The organism is Acaryochloris marina MBIC11017, assembly GCF_000018105.1.
Classification (GTDB): Bacteria; Cyanobacteriota; Cyanobacteriia; order Thermosynechococcales; family Thermosynechococcaceae; genus Acaryochloris; species Acaryochloris marina.
Genome location: NC_009925.1, coordinates 2,658,466 through 2,678,231, shown reverse-complemented (window position 1 = coordinate 2,678,231; position 19,766 = coordinate 2,658,466). Strand labels below are relative to the sequence as shown.

23 protein-coding genes are annotated in these 19,766 nt (G+C 47.3%); 10 read left to right on the top strand and 13 right to left on the bottom strand.

Annotation, left to right across the window (positions count from 1 at the left end; all coding sequences use genetic code 11):
* The 5 genes from AM1_RS11925 to AM1_RS11905 form a co-directional block, all read right to left on the bottom strand.
* Positions 1-768 (bottom strand): FHA domain-containing protein, encoded by a 768-nt coding sequence (locus AM1_RS11925; protein WP_012163096.1) that lies wholly within the window; start codon positions 766-768, stop codon positions 1-3.
* 346 nt (positions 769-1,114) lie between these two features.
* On the bottom strand, positions 1,115-1,846 hold the full coding sequence (pgl, locus tag AM1_RS11920; protein WP_012163095.1) for a 6-phosphogluconolactonase: 732 nt from the start codon (positions 1,844-1,846) through the stop codon (positions 1,115-1,117).
* A 4-nt stretch (positions 1,847-1,850) separates the two neighbouring features.
* Complete coding sequence (locus AM1_RS11915; RefSeq protein ID WP_012163094.1) at positions 1,851-3,410, bottom strand: DUF3370 domain-containing protein; 1,560 nt, start codon at positions 3,408-3,410, stop codon at positions 1,851-1,853.
* 643 nt (positions 3,411-4,053) lie between these two features.
* Positions 4,054-4,653, bottom strand: coding sequence for a precorrin-6Y C5,15-methyltransferase subunit CbiT (gene cbiT, locus AM1_RS11910; RefSeq protein WP_012163093.1), 600 nt, complete (start codon positions 4,651-4,653; stop codon positions 4,054-4,056).
* 25 nt (positions 4,654-4,678) lie between these two features.
* Entirely contained in the window at positions 4,679-6,133 is a 1,455-nt protein-coding gene (locus AM1_RS11905; RefSeq protein ID WP_012163092.1) for an aminotransferase class I/II-fold pyridoxal phosphate-dependent enzyme, read from the bottom strand.
* Between the two features lie 120 nt (positions 6,134-6,253).
* On the opposite strand from AM1_RS11905, the gene ychF reads away from it, so the two are divergent.
* Positions 6,254-7,345: a redox-regulated ATPase YchF gene (ychF, locus tag AM1_RS11900; protein ID WP_012163091.1), complete on the top strand. Its 1,092-nt coding sequence runs from the start codon at positions 6,254-6,256 to the stop codon at positions 7,343-7,345.
* Between the two features lie 79 nt (positions 7,346-7,424).
* Here the strand turns inward: ychF and petM are convergent, their stop codons facing one another.
* A complete protein-coding gene (gene petM / locus AM1_RS38675) occupies positions 7,425-7,523 on the bottom strand; it encodes a cytochrome b6-f complex subunit PetM (RefSeq protein WP_010476195.1) in 99 nt (32 codons plus the stop codon).
* Positions 7,524-7,727: 204 nt separating this feature from the next.
* Here petM and AM1_RS11895 point away from each other — a divergent pair, with 204 nt between their 5' ends.
* From AM1_RS11895 to bioD, 9 genes are all read left to right on the top strand, one after another.
* Positions 7,728-8,072: a rubredoxin gene (locus tag AM1_RS11895; RefSeq protein WP_012163090.1), complete on the top strand. Its 345-nt coding sequence runs from the start codon at positions 7,728-7,730 to the stop codon at positions 8,070-8,072.
* 44 nt (positions 8,073-8,116) lie between these two features.
* The gene (locus tag AM1_RS43185; RefSeq protein ID WP_238549314.1) at positions 8,117-8,311 is read left to right on the top strand and encodes a hypothetical protein; all 195 of its coding nucleotides are present in this window, start codon (positions 8,117-8,119) and stop codon (positions 8,309-8,311) included.
* On the top strand, positions 8,217-9,194 hold the full coding sequence (locus AM1_RS11890) for a photosynthesis system II assembly factor Ycf48 (protein ID WP_238549282.1): 978 nt from the start codon (positions 8,217-8,219) through the stop codon (positions 9,192-9,194). Before AM1_RS43185 ends, AM1_RS11890 begins: the two co-directional genes overlap by 95 nt.
* 130 nt (positions 9,195-9,324) lie before the next feature.
* Positions 9,325-9,576, top strand: coding sequence for a cytochrome b559 subunit alpha (psbE, locus tag AM1_RS11885; protein ID WP_010476188.1), 252 nt, complete (start codon positions 9,325-9,327; stop codon positions 9,574-9,576).
* Positions 9,577-9,584: 8 nt separating this feature from the next.
* A complete protein-coding gene (gene psbF, locus AM1_RS38670; protein ID WP_010476187.1) occupies positions 9,585-9,719 on the top strand; it encodes a cytochrome b559 subunit beta in 135 nt (44 codons plus the stop codon).
* Between the two features lie 9 nt (positions 9,720-9,728).
* A complete protein-coding gene (locus AM1_RS38665) occupies positions 9,729-9,845 on the top strand; it encodes a photosystem II reaction center protein L (protein ID WP_010476186.1) in 117 nt (38 codons plus the stop codon).
* A 91-nt stretch (positions 9,846-9,936) separates the two neighbouring features.
* Complete coding sequence (locus AM1_RS38660; protein ID WP_010476185.1) at positions 9,937-10,053, top strand: photosystem II reaction center protein J; 117 nt, start codon at positions 9,937-9,939, stop codon at positions 10,051-10,053.
* Between the two features lie 462 nt (positions 10,054-10,515).
* Entirely contained in the window at positions 10,516-10,971 is a 456-nt protein-coding gene (locus tag AM1_RS11880) for a phosphate-starvation-inducible PsiE family protein (RefSeq protein ID WP_012163088.1), read from the top strand.
* A 22-nt stretch (positions 10,972-10,993) separates the two neighbouring features.
* Positions 10,994-11,719 (top strand): dethiobiotin synthase, encoded by a 726-nt coding sequence (bioD, locus tag AM1_RS11875; RefSeq protein ID WP_012163087.1) that lies wholly within the window; start codon positions 10,994-10,996, stop codon positions 11,717-11,719.
* Here the strand turns inward: bioD and AM1_RS11870 are convergent.
* The 7 genes from AM1_RS11870 to AM1_RS11840 form a co-directional block, all read right to left on the bottom strand.
* Positions 11,686-12,150, bottom strand: a complete 465-nt coding sequence (locus tag AM1_RS11870) for a hypothetical protein (RefSeq protein WP_012163086.1) — start codon at positions 12,148-12,150, stop codon at positions 11,686-11,688. The two genes, bioD and AM1_RS11870, sit on opposite strands and share 34 nt — an antisense overlap.
* 190 nt (positions 12,151-12,340) lie before the next feature.
* A complete protein-coding gene (locus tag AM1_RS11865; RefSeq protein WP_012163084.1) occupies positions 12,341-12,538 on the bottom strand; it encodes a hypothetical protein in 198 nt (65 codons plus the stop codon).
* Positions 12,539-12,656: 118 nt separating this feature from the next.
* Entirely contained in the window at positions 12,657-13,145 is a 489-nt protein-coding gene (locus AM1_RS11860; protein ID WP_012163083.1) for a hypothetical protein, read from the bottom strand.
* 116 nt (positions 13,146-13,261) lie between these two features.
* Entirely contained in the window at positions 13,262-15,358 is a 2,097-nt protein-coding gene (locus AM1_RS11855; RefSeq protein ID WP_012163082.1) for an FAD-dependent oxidoreductase, read from the bottom strand.
* 243 nt (positions 15,359-15,601) lie between these two features.
* Positions 15,602-16,771, bottom strand: a complete 1,170-nt coding sequence (locus tag AM1_RS11850) for a pyridoxal phosphate-dependent aminotransferase (RefSeq protein WP_012163081.1) — start codon at positions 16,769-16,771, stop codon at positions 15,602-15,604.
* 153 nt (positions 16,772-16,924) lie between these two features.
* Positions 16,925-18,502, bottom strand: a complete 1,578-nt coding sequence (locus tag AM1_RS11845; protein WP_012163080.1) for a bifunctional pantoate--beta-alanine ligase/(d)CMP kinase — start codon at positions 18,500-18,502, stop codon at positions 16,925-16,927.
* Between the two features lie 208 nt (positions 18,503-18,710).
* On the bottom strand, positions 18,711-19,607 hold the full coding sequence (locus tag AM1_RS11840) for a peptidoglycan recognition protein family protein (protein WP_012163079.1): 897 nt from the start codon (positions 19,605-19,607) through the stop codon (positions 18,711-18,713).
* Positions 19,608-19,766: the final 159 nt, after the last annotated feature.

The window sequence follows — 19,766 nt, the reverse complement described above, 5'->3', positions numbered from 1 at the left end:
TCAGTTAAGTTGGAATAGAAAAGTGACTAAATTGCCTTTACCCAAAGCGATTCGATCACCGACGCGTAGACGATGCCGATTACCAGGTAACAAAGGAATACTGTTGATGTAGGTCCCATTTGAGCTGCCGACATCTTCAATAAAATAATGACCCCCTTCAACCCGAATATCCGCATGAACGCGAGAAACAACTTCAGCATTTGGGAACCCTGACACGTCGATGTCGGGCGGCACTCGATCGTTAGGTTTTCCCATATGAATTTTATCCAGTGTCCAAGGCAGATCAATCACTGTGTTGGTCTGAACATGGACTAGCTGAATGGTTTGCTGTTGGAGTTGAGTTCGGGGCGTACCCGGCGACTCGTTATCCCCATAGGCTGAAGAAGGAGGTGGCGTTTCTTCAAACTGAGACAAATTGTTGTCCAGGACAGGTAAATCCGCGGCTAATGATGGTTCTGCTAAGGGTTCCTGCGATACTAAATCCGGCATGACGAGCGGATCAGGGGGTTGAGGATCGGGAAAAATAAATGGGTTCTCTGGAGATGCGGGTTCGGGTTTTGCTGTCTCGGTGGTGAGAGCGATAATTTCATCTAAGTCGTTGGGATCGTCTTGTAGATTAAAACCACATTGACCGCAGAATTGTGCGCCTACCTGTATGGATGCACCACAGTTGGGACAGCTGCTAGTGGAAGGTAATGCAGTCTGACAGGCCTCACAGGTCGCTGCGCCATCGGCATTTTGGTGGAGACAATTGGGACAAATAATCATAGGTTGTAGTTATTTCCCCCGTCAAAAAATTCCCCGATCATAGTCAAATTTAGGCGGCCGATAAGACTTATCGAATCGTTAGCTCAATAGGCGATAAAACGTCCCAGCAATGTCTGTACAAGAGAGGCTTTTTGAGATACAAAAAAGACTGCTTTTCACATAGTACACGAGATATTCATGGCAACTATGGTCCGCAACCTGGGTTGTTAAACCCTACAGCCACTCAGCAACTCTGTCTTCAGACGTTTTGATCTTGCCTCATTGAGTGTACCCATTTGTGGTGCTTAATCTGATCCTCAGATTTGATAGGGTTTCTGGGGCCAAGGCGGTCCGTATCAGGAATCAGCTATAGATACTTCTGTAGAGGTTCTCCTGCCGCAGTGTCCAGTAGCCATGAGAGTTTGCCGTGAATTGGTTGGATTAAACGAGCGGGATAGTGGGTTGCATCAGCTGTCTCCGCAAAAATTTCCGTTAATGCGTCTTGTTTATTTGCGCCGGTTGCTAAAAAGAAAATACATCGAGCTTGGTTGAGAACAGGGACGGTTAAAGTTAATCGAGGTTGACCGTCTTTATTGCCAACGGTAACGTTGCGATCGCACACTTGTAACGCCTCAGTATGGGGAAATAGACTAGCGGTATGTCCATCAGGTCCCAGACCTAGCAAGACAATGTCAAAGCGGGGAAATTCTTTGGGACCTGTGCCAAAAAAAGTCTGCAGCTGCTGGTTATAGGTTTGAGCCGCCTCCGCTGGATCGGCGGCTTGGGTTGGCATAGGATAAATATTGGTGGGGGGAATGGCGACATGGTTGAGCCAGGCTTTGGTGGCCATTCCGGCGTTACTTTGCGGATCAGAAATCGGCACATACCGCTCGTCTCCCCAAAAGATGTGGATATTTTGCCACGGGAGATCTTGTTGGGCGAGTTGCTCATACAAGGGTTTGGGCGTGTTGCCTCCGGCTAAGGCAATGGTGCAGCGTCCTCGTTGTGCGATCGCATCTTTGATTTCAGCGAGGGTCAGTTCTAAGGCACGTTCAATTAACTGGGATGGATCAGCAAAAACTTCAATATTAGGTTTCATTCAATTAGCTCCGACTGCCAAAGAAAAGATCCGTTTTAACCGTTAGCACTTGGGGCGGAGTGGCATCCGGTGGATAAACATAGTCCACCTGGACCAACCGCCGTTCATCTGGTTTGAGCTTTAACGTCACAAGAGGCTGACTTTTTTCACCTTGTTTTTGGACGAGATGAAAATAACGCAATTGGGAGTTGCCGTCATCGTCTTTGTACCGTACCCGTACGGTACCCCGGAAAAAGACTGGAGCAGTTTTTGATCGCCAAAAATTAAGACCCACTCCTTTGCGGTCATGTTTAAGGGGCGTTTGAATTGCAATATCGACCTGCCGAGGTTTTTTACTGGGGTTATGGAAGGGTAGAGTTAAATCGTAATGGACCCCGTAATTCCCATGGGCTAGGTAAGCGGTATCAGGATATCTCACGAGCATCGGTGCACTTTGAACCTGTCCGGTCCCAAACGTTCCTCGCTGTAGCGTGCTCAATCCATAGGCAAACGTGCGACCGGGCCTAGGTATGGTTAACTGCTTGCTGGTGAAATCATCTGTGATTTGTGCTTTCCAGAGGGAACCTCGACTGACACCCGCAACACGACCATAGAAAAATGGATCAGTTCTTTGGCGTAAAGGGGAGGGAGGCTTGTCCCGAGGAGAGAGCAGCTCACCATTAATTAACAGTTTTTCCCAATCTTTCTTGGTCGGAATTTTTTCAGTTCCATTTTGATTTAGGGGCGCTAACATGGCCATACTGGCGGCATATACAGGGCCACTGCTTTGTAAATGAGCCAGGGTTGAGCGAGTATTGGAAGACGGCGCAATATTTTTGAGAGGAGATTTCGCCGCATTTAGCTTCAGTAATTTTTGGGCTTTGGGACCCCGGACTGGCTTTTTGGCCGATAAGCTAGGCACTGGAATAGGTAAGTTCATCAGCATTTTACTTTGGCCAGGGCGTAAGTAGATGACTGGTGGCCAATGGGTTTGGCGGCGTCCTCTTAGGATTTGATCGACGACTCGTCCACCTGGTCCAGAAAAAACCTTGCCCAAATCATTGCTGACCTGAGGTGGCAGGGCAATATAAGGCGCATCAGGATTGCCTAGAAAGGTTGCTGAATGGAGGACCTTAATCGTAATACTGCGGGTGCGGCTGGGGTTAAATAACAGGATGCCTTTATAAAGGGTGGGGGTATCATCCGGGCGATTAGTCTTGGCCACGTGATGGGCAAAAATATCAAATCGACCATTAAAGGCAAAATTGAGATGGGCCTTGGTTTGACGCTTACCTCGGGGTGGAAATGTAGACAGCAAAATCCCAGACCGTCTGACCACTTCAGGGCTGTTGCTGTTGAAAACAGGGACTGTATCGAGCCGACCAGGCAGGGTACGAAACTCAATCCCTTGCCGTGATGCTTGCCGATTCGTTTGGCGCTTCAAAGAAGGGCGAGACGCTTGGCCAACCCACCCATCCCGATCTGAAGAGAGTTGGGGTTGGATATTTGCCTGGAATAAAGGTTGAGGGGTCTCTAAAGATAAGTTGGGCTGTTGGATCCATAAAGTGGCAAACAGAGGCAGCATTCCGTCAACGATCTCAGAAACATCAATCCAGGCATTCTTTCTATGTACCCATAGAAGTTTTAATTGCCTTGACAAGTATAGCTCAGAATAATTTTCAGCAGTATCTGTTTTGAATAGTTCACTACTTATAAATCCTAGCGATTTTTTCAATATTGATAAGAAGAATGTATCTCTACATTTATAGATTTCGATGTAGATAGAGGAGATTGTATAGTCATCTCTATTTGTGCTTATGAAGAAACTCCAGTGAATCCTTATACCGTCAGTATGACGTGGAATTCTGAAGCAGGCCAATGATTAAAAGAGATACTAAGGATTAAGAATACTAAACAGTCTTGTAAATAATTATTTCGAGCGATTTTTAGATATTAAGATGTTCGACGCTATCAAAGATGCTTGCTATGTCAGATATTGAGCTGCCATCATAGCTTGACTCCACACCCTAGAGATTTTATATATGGTGATACATCATTACAGCTTATTAATAGACAAAAAAGCTGAAAAAAGCAGGCTAAATAATATCTTCCTGAAAGATAAAGGCTGAGGTTAATATGGCGAAAATTATTTTTTCTATATATTAAAAGTAAATTATTTTAAGTTTCAAGCCAGCTCCGAAAAAAAGATACTTTAGCTATGTTCAGATTCAAAGTTTCTCGCCGCTTAAGATAAACATTGGATCGACAGCGGCAAACAATTGGCGTGTGCCCCGCGTCTCCAAACGATTGATGACGGACTGAACGACTTCAATGTTGCGAGCACGCAGGGAAGAAAAGGTTTCAGAAATGACATACAGCGTTTCCAGACTAGATGCAGAGGCAACCAAGCGGCCATTGGTTTGTAGATGACTCCATGCTGTTTTCAGCAGATCCTGCATGGGGTGCCCCCCTTCTATACAAATTCGGGTGGGTTGAGGTTGGAGGTCGTCCAAACAGCCGGGAGCATTTCCTTGAATAATATCGACATTTTTGACTGCAAATTGATCACAATTCGCTTGGATCAGATTAACCACTTCTTCATCTCGTTCGATGGCAATAATTTGTCCCTGTGGGCAGAGTAAGCCTGCTTCGACAGGAATGGTGCCGGTTCCTGCTCCAATGTCCCACAGCACTGTATCCGTCGTGAGTCGCAATTGTGAGATTAACAATAAGCGTGTATCGCGCTGAGTCATGGGGATTCCAGGTAAACGCTCAAACAGTTCATCTGGAATGCCAGGACTGGTATAGGGCCAAGGAGAAGAAGGCATAGGTTGTCCCAGTGTGCTCACGGTACTACTCTCTCACAACCTTTAAGGTCTGAAAGCGCAGATCGCTACACCCTGTAATGATGCCTCCTTGTTGTTTGAGTTGTAATAGCCAGTCTAAATCTTGTTTCTGAATTCTTTCTCCAGGAAGCAGAATAGGGATGCCCGGTGGATAGGGACAAATACTTTCGGTACTGATCCGGTCGACGGCCTTGAGAACTGGAACGACTTCTGAAGAATACCAATAGGCCTCCCTGGGCGATAGCACGGGTAAAGCAATAGGTAGTTTGTTTGTTGAGTAGGCCAGAGAGCTGGGATGTAAAGGAGGGTGGTATAACTCTCGTAATGCGCAGAGTAATTGGTCAATATCATCCTCAGTATTGCCCAATGTAATTAAGAAGGTGAGATGGTCTGGCGTGATCAGCTCTGCTGAGATGCGATAGGTATCAATGAGGGTTTGATCGAGGTCATAGGCCTGGTCACCAAATGGCTCAATAGGAATGGTTAGGCGTGTCTGATCGAGGGCAATACAGCCAGGGGTAGTGCCTATTGGATCCCATGGACGATAGTTGGGCAAATGGTTCAGTTGAGTATGGGCTTTATTGGCCAGAGTTAAGACCTGCTCCATGACGTTCAGGCCAGCATGGGCTAATTGGTGGCGGGTAGCATCTAAAGAGGCCAGAAGCAGATAATTAGGACTGGTAGATTGCACGAGCTGTAGGGTTTGGCTCAGCCGTTTTCGATCGATGAGAAGACCCTGAACATGCAGCATGGCCGCTTGTGTCAAGGCTCCTAGCATTTTGTGGGTGGATTGTACAACCAGGTCTGCACCTGCGGCGAGAGCAGATTGAGGGAATTGAGGATGAAAAGCAAAATGGGGACCATGGGCTTCATCGACAATCAACGGAATGTCATGATCATGGGCAAACGTAGCGATAGCCGATACATCTCCACAAACCCCTTCATAGGTTGGATGGATTAAGAAGATAGCCTTAGTCTGAGGATATGTCTCGAACGCCAGCTGAACATCCTGAACCGATAAACTATGGGCTAAGTTGAGCTGGCTATCCAAGGTCGGTTGTACAAAAATGGGGACTGCGCCAGACAGTACTAGCCCAGAAATTACAGATGTATGGAGATTCCTCGGCACGATAATCTGAGCACCTGGGCCACAGACGGTTAGCAATGCTGCCAGAATCCCACAGGTCGACCCGTTGGTTAAAAACCAGGTCTGCTCAGCCCCAAAGAGTTGAGCAGCGAGTACCTGAGCCTCTAGAATGGCTGCTTCAGGGGCAAAGAGATTATCTAATTCAGGTAGTTCAGGCAGATCGGCTGAACCTAGAGCGGATCCAAAGTGCTGCAGAATCGCAGCGGGCAGCCCCCGCCCTCGTTTATGGCCAGGGGTGTGGAACGCAATTTGATTTGAGTGGGCACTGTCCTGTAGCGCTTGCCATAAGGGAACTTGCTGTTGATTCACGCTCATGTAAAGGGTTTATGCATGTTTTAATGGCAAAGGATTATGAGTCACATTTGCATCACTTTTAGAGATGCTTATGTTGTCTTCATAATGTGTTTGAGCCCATGATTTGAGTTATCCCTTCCCATGTTAAGAGCTGGTATTGTTGGGCTACCCAACGTTGGTAAATCAACCCTGTTTAATGCCTTAGTCGCGAATGCCAAAGCTGAGGCTGCTAATTTCCCTTTTTGTACGATTGAACCCAATGTGGGCGTGGTCTCTGTTCCTGATCAGCGCTTACAAATTTTATCTGAATTGTCGAATTCGGCCAAAACGGTGCCCACCCGGATCGAATTTGTAGATATTGCTGGGCTGGTGCAGGGAGCCAGCCAAGGCGAAGGCTTAGGGAATCAATTCTTGGCCAATATCCGTGAAGTTGATGCCATAGTGCATGTGGTGCGCTGTTTTGATAGTGACGATATTATCCATGTTGCAGGTTCAGTAGACCCTATGCGCGATATAGAAGTGATTAATTTGGAGCTGAGCTTGGCAGATCTAGCCCAAATTGAGCGACGAATGGAGCGAACTAAAAAGACTGCTCGTAATAACAAAGAAGCCCAAGCCGAACTAGAAATCTTAGAAAAGCTCAGAGCCACTTTGAATGCAGGACAGCCAGCACGTCAGGCTGAGTTAAGCCCTGAAGAAAAAGAAGTGATTAAGTACTTGGGCTTGCTAACTCTGAAGCCAATTATTTATGCAACCAATGTGTCTGAGGATGATTTGGCGACAGGGAATAAATGGGTAGAACAGGTGCGTGGGATTGCAACGGCCGAGTCAGCGGAAACCGTGATTATGTCTGCCCAAGTTGAATCTGAATTAGTGGAACTAACGGATGAAGAGCGTCATGATTTTCTTGAAGCCTTGGGCGTTGAAGAGGGGGGCTTAACATCTCTTATCCATGCTACCTATAAGCTTTTGGGGCTACGAACCTACTTTACATCTGGTCCTCAAGAGAGTCGAGCATGGACGATACCTATCGGCACAAAAGCTCCTCAAGCTGCTGGGGTCATTCATACCGACTTTGAGCGGGGATTTATTCGGGCAGAAACCGTTGGTTATCAAGACTTAGTGGAAAATGGATCGCTCACTGCTGCTAAGGAAAAAGGGTTAGTCCGCAGTGAGGGTAAAGATTATCTTGTGCAAGAAGGAGATGTAATGCTCTTTCGGTTCAATGTTTAACCGCATTCTTCATGTCTTGCACTTTCAGGCTAGAGACACGACATAGAACCCAAAAGCCTTAATAGCCAGCATTTAGGGTTTAGTCGGGAGCGACCTTCAATAGTAAATATCCCAAACCAATACCCACTAAGATCAGCGAAAAACAAAGAAATGCTGTAGTGAAAATTTCTCCGGCCATAATTAATCGATCCTAAAACTTGTTCCAAAATCATTGCTCACTATTCAGTTAAGCATACTCGGGTGCCATGTTCTCGGGTCTGGACTGATGAATGAGGGTTAAATTTTGGGTTTAGACAGAGAAGCCTGCACAAGGTGATTAAGTTCCATGTCATAATAATTCACAAAGATTTCTAGGATTGTGGAAATTCCACGAATTTAGGTCATGTCTACTGAGACGGATTCAAATGAAGAAGTAGTACCTGTTGATCGGTTTGAATGCCGATCCTGTGGGTACATTTATGAGCCTGATGAAGGTGACAAACGCCGTAAAATTCCGCCAGGAACGTTGTTTGATCAACTTCCTGATGATTGGAAATGCCCTGTATGCCGAACTCCTATGGAGCAATTTGTCAATATTGGGCCGGTAGGTGCCCCTTCGGGGTTTCCTGAAAATCTAGGCTATGGCTTTGGGGTTAATGCAATGACCCCAGGCAAAAAAAACCTGCTGATTTTCGGCACATTGTTGCTGATATTCCTGTTCTTACTCAGCTTCTATTCTTCAGGCTAAGTTGTAACAACTCGTTCCCTTACCCATCCGCGAAGAGATGCTTTGTGCCAATTGCAAAAATCCTAATTACTCAATTGGCTGGTACGCTATCGCCCGTTCAAAAACAAGATGATAAAAGCAATTCTAAAGACTTCAAGGCAATGGATATCTATCATTGCCGCTCTATTTTTCTTAACTGCCTGCAACAGCCTGCCAGTTTTGGATTCCCTTTCTTGGGAAACCGTCGCATTGCCGACTGACTCTACTGTCTTAGACGTCGATTTTGCGTCTCCAGACCATGGTTGGCTAGTGGGAACCAGCTCTGCCCTCTTAGAAACCTTTGATGGGGGTAAATCTTGGGAGCAGCGTCCTCTTGCCCTAGGAGACTTAGATTACCGCTTTTCATCCATCAGCTTTTCTGGTGATGAAGGTTGGATTGTGGGTGAGCCCTCTATTCTGCTCCATACGACAGATGGCGGAAAGTCTTGGTCACGGGTGTCTCTCAGTACCCAACTCCCTGGGACTCCTTATCAAGTGACTGCTTTAGGGCCCAAATCGGTAGAGATGATCACCGACCTTGGTGCTATTTACCGCACTCAAGATGAGGCTCAGCATTGGACAGCCTTAGTTGAAGAGGCTACGGGAGCAACGCGAAATATTAACCGTTCGGAAGATGGTAAGTATGTCGCCATTTCTTCTCGGGGAAGTTTTTATACCACGTTTTATCCTGGCGAGACCTCTTGGCAAAGCCATGATCGGAATGGTGCTAGACGGATTCAAACCATGGGATTTGATCCGAATGGCAACCCTTGGATTTTGAACAAAGGTGGACAGGTTCAATTTAGTAACGGGTTTCTCGAAGATGGAGATTATGCCTGGGACGAAGCATTTACCCCTGGCACTAACAAAATTGGACTCTTAGATTTGGCTTATCGGACTCCTGATGAAGTTTGGATCTCAGGGGGGAGTGGCACATTACTTTGTAGCCTAGATGGTGGCCAAACTTGGCAGAAAGATTCGACGGTAGAGGATGTGCCATCCAACCTCTACAAGATTATTTTTGTCTCATCTGACCAAGGGTTCATTATTGGGCAATCCGGAACGCTATTGCGTTTCATTGCTCCCCCTAAAGCATCTGCTTAGAGGGTATTCAGTCCTCCGCTGTCTTCTTGTTTTGATGGTTAGCGGAAGTAAACTTCAGGTTTTACTTGTGGGACGTCCGATGGTTTCGTATGATTAAGTATCATGACTGTGTTCATAGGAGGTGTTTGAATTGTCTGGTAGAACTGGTGAACGACCCTTTGGTGATATCGTTACAAGCATTCGTTATTGGATTATCCATACCATTACGGTACCTATGCTGTTTTTAGCAGGATGGTTATTCGTAAGCACAGGTCTGGCTTATGACGTGTTTGGAACGCCAAGACCTAACGAGTACTTTGACCAAGCTCGACAAGGGCTACCTTTGGTTACTGACCGTTATGAAGGTAAGCAACAAATTGATGAATTTACAAAAGGATTATAGTTATAACAATGACCAGTAGACTTTCAAAAGAACCGGTTACATATCCAGTTTTTACAGTGCGTTGGTTGGCTGTTCATACCCTAGGTGTCCCGGTTACCTTCTTCCTGGGTGCAATCGCAGCTATGCAGTTCATTCAGAGATAGGAGACGTTAATGGCAACACCCAATCCGAATAAGCAACCCGTAGAGTTGAATCGTGCATCGCTCTTTATTGGCTTGCTGCTTGTTCTTGTTTTAGCTTTATTGTTCTCAAGCTACTTTTTTAACTAACATAAAATTCCGTTTATCCATTTGATAAGCGTTTTTGAGAACAAACTATTCTATGCATAAACTTTGCTGGTAATTTTAGGAGGAAAAGTCTGTGGCAGATGGAAAAGTTCCATTATGGCTAGTAGGGACAGTCGCAGGGACCGCCCTCATTGCAATTGTAGGTCTCTTTTTCTATGGAGCATATGCAGGCTTGGGTTCTTCCCTGTAAGCTAGCATTTTTGCGATATCTAAAAGGGGAGTCAGTTAACTGACTCCCCTTTTTAGTTAAGATGCTTGTTATGGCTTCTTGCTATACGTAGCCGTCCAGTAAGGAAGGTCGGCTATATGAAATACATGGCATGAGTTGATGGATTAAGCCCCATCCATTATCCTTCACGTTCAACATAATAAAAGAAGGCCGTCATAGCAGCTCCGCCACCGATTAAAACAACTAGAGGCGTCATAATTGCAGGTAAAATGTCGCTGATCATAATCAAAGTCCTATGAAAATGGGCAAAACGATAATACAGATCATCTAGCAAACTTAGCAAAAAAAGGCTAAGAGTCTAAGCATAAATTTACTGTACTACTCCAGCTTTTTTATTATCTGGTGCGAGGGCGACCGAATCAAGTTTCTGTAATATGATTCATCGTTACCTTTATTACCGTAAGTAGGTCCGCAACATCTCCTATGAAGCGAAATAATCGAACATCGAACCGTATGGCTAAGGTTTTTAGCGATGCGTCTTTTCTCCAGGTGTTGCATTGGTTTCAAGGGACTGTTGCTAAGATTTTGTCCCTAGCGCTGATCATTGTTATTTTTTTCGCGCTTTTCGATCTTGGATTTAAGGTTATTCAGGAATTATGGACAGAACCTGTTGGCTTCTTTCAGTCAACCCTACTAGAGATTTTTGGCTTATTCCTTAATATCCTGATTGCTTTAGAGCTGTTAGAAAATGTCCAAGCCTATCTCGATCATCAGGGTGTTCAGGTTCAGTTGGTGGTTGCCACTGCTTTAATCGCTGTAGCGCGCAAATTGATTATTTTCGACTTTGCGAAATCGTCCGGTTTCGATCTGTTAGGGTTGGCAGCAGCCATATTCTCCCTATCGGTCAGTTATTGGTTAGTGTGTCAACTTAAAAAATAGTCAATCTAAGGATATTAGTGCTGTGGCACAAACTCTTTTAATTAGTGGTTCAGATACAGAAATTGGCAAAACCATTGTTACATCTGCCTTATTGGCCTATTGGCAGATCTATAGACCAAATGAAAAGATTGCAGTCTGTAAGCCAGTACAATCTGGATTGGGAGATCGGGAATGGTATACCGAGGTCTTTGATCTGAACCAGCCCCCGGAAACCTTGAACCCTCTTTATTTTGAGCAACCGCTAGCGCCTCCCTTGGCGGCAAAACGAGCTGGTCAGGTTGTGGATTTATTACCTGCTTGGCAAGCGGTTCAACAGTTGCAGTCTCAGTTTGACTGGGTGTTAGTTGAAGGGGTTGGTAGTTTAGGCTCTCCAGTGACAGATGAGTTGATTGTGGCGGATATTGCTCGAGATTGGCGATTGCCCATTGTCTTAGTGGTGCCGATTAGATTGGGATGTGTGGGGCAAGCGGTTGCTCATGTGGCTTTAGCACGACAGTTTGGACTGGATGTAAAAGGCATTGTTTTGAATGCTACGGGGGTATTATCCACGGAAGAAATTCAGCAATGGGCACCGGCTGATATGATACAAGCCTTGACCCAGGTGCCAGTGATTGGACAGGTGCCTCATTTGTCTGATCCAACGAATCGAGCAGCACTGGCTGAGGTAGCCTCTGGGTTAGATTTAGAGATGTTAGGCTCGCTTAGCTATGCGACTCAAGATTGCCAGCGAAACTTCCAGGATAAATAGAGAGGTAACTGGTAAAACTCTGCCAAAACCCATAAGGCGATTAAGCCATGGGTGAAGCCCACGATGCCAATCCAGAGTAACGGAAAGGAATGGGCAGAGCTGTCTAACGGTGGAAACATATGGTGCATAAGCCATAAGACTGTCGGGGGGAGTATAGTAAGACCGCCACACAGAATCCAGATTCCCAACGGAAAATCAATATCGGGGTGATGTAGAGGACGCCAGTGTTGCCGAGTCCAGCGCCAACCAAGGGCTGGGGTTCGATCGGCTAGACAAATAGATTGCTGGTTGAGGTTGGCTGAAAAAATGTGATGGCAGGTGCTACAGGCAAAGGCATCCATTAAAACTAGGCGGTCTAATTTTCCCTTACGACAGACCGGACAAGGATAGCTCTGTTCATAATCCAACTTTGCAGGGAAGATTTGAGCCATGGTGAGGATGCCAGTAAAAGGCCATCACCAATATTACACCTATCGTTGAGTAATGGCCGTTCCATCAGATACGAAATCTAAAATGACGGGACGGCTACTCGCTCAGCTTAAAACATATATGGAGGAACTGCCTATGGTAACTCAGGTCACCAAGGCGAGTGTTGAATCAGTTTTGTTGTGTTTGTAAGGATTAAGCTTGGGTGTTTGTCTGGAGTTGCAGTAGTAGCGACTCGATTTGGGCTTTAATCTCTAAGTATTCAGCTTGGTGATCAGACTTATAGACATGCTTGACAGTCTCAAACAGGCGAGCATCATTGCTGTTGATAGAACTGATGGGAACAGACTGCTGAGTTGCGGCTGGTTTAGAAATGATTGTTGGGCTAGTCATTTATACTCATCTACCTGCTGCTTTGGGCCACCATTCTAGATCGAAATCTTCCCTAAATTGAGACCCCTATAGAACACTTTCTAAATTGCCTCATGGGGTTGGGGTTGCAGCTTGCGGACTATGGAGATGCAATTTTAGAAGGTGGGATATCAGCAGAAGACGTGGAAGTGTCCTGAGCACCTTCAATGCGGCGGGGTTCAGAATTGGTAAAGGCAATCAGGGTCTTCAGCTCTGAGATTAATTTTTCTTGTTCTCGGTGGTGGTGGTCTAAGCGTTTTAGGAGCGTTGAGACCTGTTCTGAGCTTTTACCTTTAGGCCATTTGTTGGGTTTGGAAGGACTTAAGGGGGCTGCCGTTTTTCCTAATAACCATCGCACCAAAGAATAGGGCGATTTGAAGATGGTGAATAGCAGATGTTTGATACCGCTGCTAATCCAGCCCAAGAGAATTTGGATAACTGCTAATAGGACTAAAAGGCTAATGATGGCCAGGATAGGGTGACCCACCATCCAAGAGAGGGCTGGGTAACTGGTGGATAAGCTTTGAAACCACCTGTCTAAGGCAGTTTGGACAGGATTGATTGCGAAGCTCACAGGCTGGAAAACCATACCAACTCCTCACCTAGGATATCTACAGTGATGTTGCGATAGTCGTGGGAATTAGCCTTACTATACGGCGTGGATACCGACAATTCCAAATCTTCGGTGGCGAATATTTAGCTGATTTAACCCGAGAGGCTGGAGACGGTTTCACTGGTAAGCTCGGTTACCTCAGCATTGACGGGTGTATCTTTGAGGGGCGGCAGCCGTAAGAGAAGGTGGGGCTTACCCATGCCGTAGGTTAAACGGTAACACCAGCTCAAAAGCTGTAGCCATAGATGGGGCCAATGCCGAGATAAAGGTTCTTGCCAACGCTGTAAAAGTTGGGGTAACCAGCCGCTAAAAAGAAAGGCGAGAATGGCGGTCCAGGTGAAGGTGAGGTAAGTGGGGACCCAGCTAAGTAATTCTTTTAGGCCAATGGCACGGGTAACCCACCAGGGAATTTTGGGCATGCGTATGCCCGCTTTTAGAATGGTGCGAGTCATAAAGAGCCAGCCCCCGCGATCTTTGATAAAGTCATCGACTTGATCGGGCGGTTCGGTGCTGAGAACGCCAAAAAAGGCATTGAGGATGGCGTTAATCCAATAGGGGGGTAGGGTGCTTTGGGGCTTAGCCATCATCCCGCGTGAGAAAATCCAGGTGGCGGCCAGATTGTCTTGGTAAGCATTGACCAGTCCAAGATCTTTGCCGGACAAGAGATTATTTTGTAGTGCGGTGTGCAATAAATGGGTGACCCGAGGGAGGTTGCGGACTAATGAGCCAAACCCGGTAAAGATCAGCGGAGAATTTAGGGATGCGGCATCGCCAATGGAGAGGATGCGATCGCATCCCGGTAACCGATCCTGAGCATTGCGACTAAAGCGTCCTGGAATATAGCCAAAGGCGGCTTTTCGCCATTCCAGCTGATCCAAGTCGCAGCGTCGATAATCTGGCAAACAGGCAAAGAAATCTTCAAAGAGTTCTAGCAGTGAACCGGGATTCTCTTTAGAAATTTGATGGTAATAGAACAAATAAATGGTGATATCGCTGCCTTCGCCAGGAAACATTTCCCAGATCAGTTGGCGACCGCGACTGGTATCACCATTCGTGAATAAAGGCTCACCATAATTTTGGTTCCAGACGCCTGGATCAAAGCCATTGTTAACCACGCCACCAATCGTTGGGCAAACACTATCAAAAGCCTGTCCGCCATTAATTTGCTGGGCAATTTGCGAGGCAGTCCCCATGGCATCGATTAGCAGTCGAGACTGCATATAAGACACGTGATCGGTGTTGAGGTCACGGACCTGAACGGTAACTGAGTCTGATTCTAAAAAGGCTTGCTCAAATTCTGTGCATTCAAAGATTTGTCCCCCAGCGGCCAGCAGTTTTTCTCCACAAAGCTGCAGCAGCCGATCACAGTCCATCGCTACATTGAGGACGGTCGGCGTATAGAGAACGGAAGATCGAGCGGCCGGTGGATTATTGCCGCTAAAAAATAGATTGAAATTATCGTGGTATTCGCGAGCAATTAACGTTTCTAGCTCATCTGCGGTCAGTAAACCGACATCCACTAGGGTTTGGAGTTCGCTACGAGAAATATTCCACTCCCGGTTCATGCGGCCAAATTTGATGCGCTCCACTAAAGCCACTTTGTAGCCCAAGCGAGCCATCATCGCTGCGGTCAAAGCCCCTAGGGCACCACCAACAATCACCATGTCCCAGGTTGAATCCGGTTCAGCAGGAGGGGCCGTATGGACAATGGGCTGAACGGTAGGCGGTTGAGGGCCGAGTTTGACCGTATCTCGCCAGCGTTTTTCCCACCAATAGGCGCGCTGCAAATCTGCCTCACCATTGGGAATATTCTGGAAGTACTTAGCAGTCAGTGGATAATGTGGGGCTAAAGCAGAAAAAATATCCGTTTGAGCTAGATCAATTTCTGGAAAAGGTTTGGGAGCGTAGGGAAAAGCAGATTTGAGTGTGGCTTCAAAGGAATGGATCCAAGCTTGTTGTCCAGGTAAGGGCTGATCTGACCATTGCATCACCTTTAAATAGGTGGTGTTTAGATGCTGCCATAGAAATACAACTAATTGTGCTGAGCCTGCTGTGATGTGGATCCCTGAAGTAGTGGGTGTGACAACGCTCGTGCCTAAGCCCAGCGTGTTCGCGGTTTGCTGATGCAACCACGTTTGAACGGCTGCCAGATCCGGCGTAGGAATTTCCAGGTAAAGAAGTTGTTTCATGAGTTGGGCAAGCCACTAAACAGCACGGCTTTGGGTGGCCTCGCGACGCCCGTAAAATACGAGCATCTGACCCAAAGGAGTGGAGGGGCAAAGCAGTTATCCATTAATCAGTGAATCTTATGCAAAGCATACCGTTTCATCGGAAACAACGGCGGAGATTGCTAAGCTTTGACACATTTGTTGGGGCTTGAGAGCTATGTGCGCGCCACTTTCAGGTAGATAGAAGGGCTCAAGAGATAGAATTTAGCGGCTAACGGTGGTGATAAATTGGGCCAGCCGTTCGATGCCTTGTTCGATACTCGTTTGGTCAGTGGCGTAGGATAGCCGAATGCATTGGTCGGCCCCGAAGGCAATGCCAGGCACAGCCGCTACATGACACTGTTCCAGCAAGGCTTCGCAAAATGCAATCGATCCTAACCCTGTAAAGCTAATATCCGGAAACATATAAAATGCTCCTTGCGGCTGGGGGCAGGTGACGCCGGGAATAGCCGTCAAAAGCTGAAACATCAACTGACGCCGTTGATCAAAGGCTTTGCGCATGGTTTCTACGCAATCTTGCGACCCTTCAAGGGCGGCGATGGCACCATACTGTGCAAAGGTGCAAACATTAGACGTACTGTGGCTTTGCAAGCGCCCCACGGCTCGAATCAGCTCTAATGGACCCGCAAGATACCCAATCCGCCATCCGGTCATTGAATATGCTTTGGCAAATCCATTGCTGATAATCGTGTGTTGAAAGGCGGCCTCACTCACTGCGCCTATACTCAGCTGTTCAGCGCCATCATATAAAATTCTCTCGTAGATTTCGTCTGATACGACCCAAATATTGGCCGCCACAATAATCTCTGCTAGGGCCGCAATTTCGGCCGGGGTGTAGACCATTCCCGTGGGATTAGAAGGAGAATTGAGGATTAAAAGACGCGTCTGGGGGGTGATAGCTGCTTGCAGTTGGGCAGGCGTGATTTTAAATCCAGTTTGAGCATCAGTGGCTAGAGTGATTGGGACTCCTCCAGCCAATTTCACCATTTCGGGATAACTGAGCCAGTAGGGGGCGGGAATAAGCACCTCATCACCAGGATTGAGAAGAACCTGCATTAAGTTATAGAGAGATTGCTTGCCCCCGTTTGTCACCAGCACGTTCTCTGTTTGGAAATTTAAGCGATTTTCTTGCTGTAATTTATGGGCAATGGCTGCTCGTAGTTGGGGCTCGCCTGGTGCAGGGCCATACTTGGTTTTTCCTTGATCTAAAGCTTGCTTCGCAGCAGCTTTGATGTGATCAGGGGTATCAAAATCGGGTTCGCCAGCACTAAAACTTAAAACATCAATACCGTCAGCCCGCATTGCTTTTGCTTTTGCTGAGATGGCTAAGGTCAAAGATGCAGACACCTGACCAATGCGGTCTGCCAGTTTCATGCTGACTCCGAGATTGAGGACGGGGGGCTATTTGGAATAGCATACCGCACCCTCTGAAGGAGCAAATCAGAATTCCCTCTTAAGAATTGAATCTTCTTCTGAGAGGGGGTTGAACGCCAGGGCAAGACCGATGCTATCTAGGCAAAACAAAGATTATGCTCTGTCTGGAAATCGCTCTTGGTAAAGGGTGGTGATGCGAGTGATCACCTGCTCAATCGTCATGCCATCCGTATTAATTTCCACAGCATCGTATGCTTTGCGCAGGGGAGCAAATTCCCGTTGGCTGTCCTGCTGATCGCGACTGGCAATCAGGTCTTCTAATTCTGATTGTGTCTGGGGGGGTAAGTTCTGATTCTTCAGATCTTGTTGACGACGACGGGCCCGTTCTTCAATGGAAGCCGTTAAGAAGATTTTGAGGCCTGCGTCAGGAAAGACATTGGTGCCAATATCTCGACCTTCGGCAATCAGGCCACCCTGACGACCTAATCGTTGCTGTTGTTTAACGAGAGCTTCTCGTACTGGGGGTTGGGCAGCAACGGCTGACACCAGTGCTGTTACGTCTGGAGTACGAATGGCTTGGGTGACCTCCTGGTGGTTGACCCAGACCTGGGGCTGCTGCTGAGGATCTGCATGGGGCTTGAGCTCGATCTGGCAATCTTCGACGAGATCTGCGATCGCAAATGGGTCTGATACCTCAACCTGTTGGTCTAGGGCCAGCCAAGCGACGGCGCGATACATGGCCCCCGTGTCTAGATATTGCAATCCTATAGCTTGGGCACAGCGACGGGTGACCGTTGATTTGCCCGCCCCAGCTGGCCCATCAATGGCCAGGATGGGTAAGCGGGCATCCAAAAGCATATTGTCGATCAATCGGGCCGAGCCGACCCGGGCGGCAATGGCGACTAGACCTTGGGTGGTGATCTGTTCTAACGGCTGTAACGTCACAGGATCGACCAGATCAATATACTCCACCTCTACCTGGGGTCCTTTAGCTAATGTTTGGGCCACGGTGGCGAGAACAGAGTTGCGATCGCAACTTCCCCCCTGAAAGGTGTGTCTAGCAGCTTGCAAACTGTGGTGCAAAATGGTGGCTTGTTGTGCTTCTTGGGCATTTAAGTACTGATTGCGAGAACTTAAAGCTAAGCCTGTCGCGTCCCTAATCAGCTTGCAGGGGACAATTGTGACATCTAGATTGAAGTCCTGAACCAGACGCTGAATAATTGCCAGCTGTTGCGCATCTTTTTGGCCAAAGTAAGCCCGAGTAGGCTGGACAATATTCAGCAACTTCAAGACAATGGTTGCTACCCCGGTGAAATGATCGGGGCGATGGGGCCCACAGAGATATTCTGTAAGAGACGCAGGCGGAATCACCTGGGTGAGGGGAGCGTCGGCGAGAAGGGTGTCTGTAGATGGGGCGAAAATAGTATTGACTCCCTGTTCTTGGCATAAGGCTTGGTCTTGATTTAAAGTTTGCGGGTATTCGGTCAGGTCTTCATGGGCGGCAAACTGAAGCGGGTTGACGAAAATGCTGACAATCACACATTGATTTTCTTGGCGAGCCCGCTGAATCAAGCTGAGATGCCCTGCATGCAATGCTCCCATGGTCGGCACCAACCCAATCTGACCAATGACTGTACTGGAAGGGCTGGCGCCTGTATTAAGGTTGCCAGGAAAACAGCGCAAGAAATGACGCAGTCCTGACACCGTTCGAATAATAGGCACATTGTCCATGACAGTTAGAAAAAAAGGCAGACGACAGGGCCAGTTCCTTGACGAGGTGCTTTGGCAAAGCGATTGGGATGACTGGTCTCTAAGCTAGTGTATCGTCTGGTGGTTGACGGTGTTGTCAGCCTAGGGTGGGGAAGATGAAAAGAGTAGAAATGCTAAAAGCCATGCCATATAAGTTTTTAGGCAATTAATCCTAGGTTAAATCACAAGATTAGGATCGAGCATAGAACTGCTGAAGCATGGTGTTGAATTTGGAAAAGTCAAAGCTCCGGGGATCGGATCGCTCGCCAGAACGATCGACTTTTGCATGGGTGGTGATGCGTTGGCTGGGAACCCCTGTGCGGGCAATGAGCCAGGCAAGAGATTGGTACTGAGACTCTGAATAGCCCCCGTGGCTGGGGCCATTGTGATTACCGTCCGGCGGAGTTTCCAAGGCAATGTGATAGGCGAAGTTATTGACGGAGGCCGGTAGGTCTGGATTCGTTTTGACGGCTTCAGGACCATTAGCACCGATAAATACGGAGTTGCCTGCACCAAAGGCTCGATGCTCAGGAGGGACAAGATAGACGATAGTCCCATCGAGAAAAATTAAGGCATGGTAACTGGCCTGGTCTTCATCCCGAGGATGGGGCGTTTGAAAGTGACGGATGGCGCTCATGCCAGAACCCACCGTTTCATGAAGAACAATCAGCCAGTTGTTTTGTACCGATTGGCCTTGAACGTTTTTGGCGAATCGTTCTCCGTAGTTTGTGGGATGAACGGTTGCTTTCACCTCTCTAGGTTGCGCAAAGGCAGAAGAAACGCTAGCCAGAGGACGCTGAGGAACAGGGGGCTGGGGCGTAATGGGTGCTGGATTACTAGGGGCTGGTTCAGGGGTAAGAGGGGCGGTCGGGGGGACAACCTCTGGATCAGCCAAGACAATATCTGACTGCACGTCAGGTAAGTTCTCCGGCGTGGGAGCGGAGAGAGTTGAGGGAGTGGGGTCTTTAGGGGCGGCTGATGTGGAAGCAGATTCTTTCTCAGTCACACTCCAAAACCCGAATGCACTGGTAATGAGGCCAGCAGCAATGGATAAAACAAGGGTTAGGAAAACGTTGCTTTTAGTCATGGTTGATAGGTCTTCCCAACTGAATTTGCAGAATTAAGGGGCCAGCAGCCATATGGATGGGTACAAATCCCTTGAGAATGACGTCAAGGTGTAGACACTAATATCTATTTATAAAGATCATATACGTCAAGAAACTATAAAAAAGTCAACAATATCACT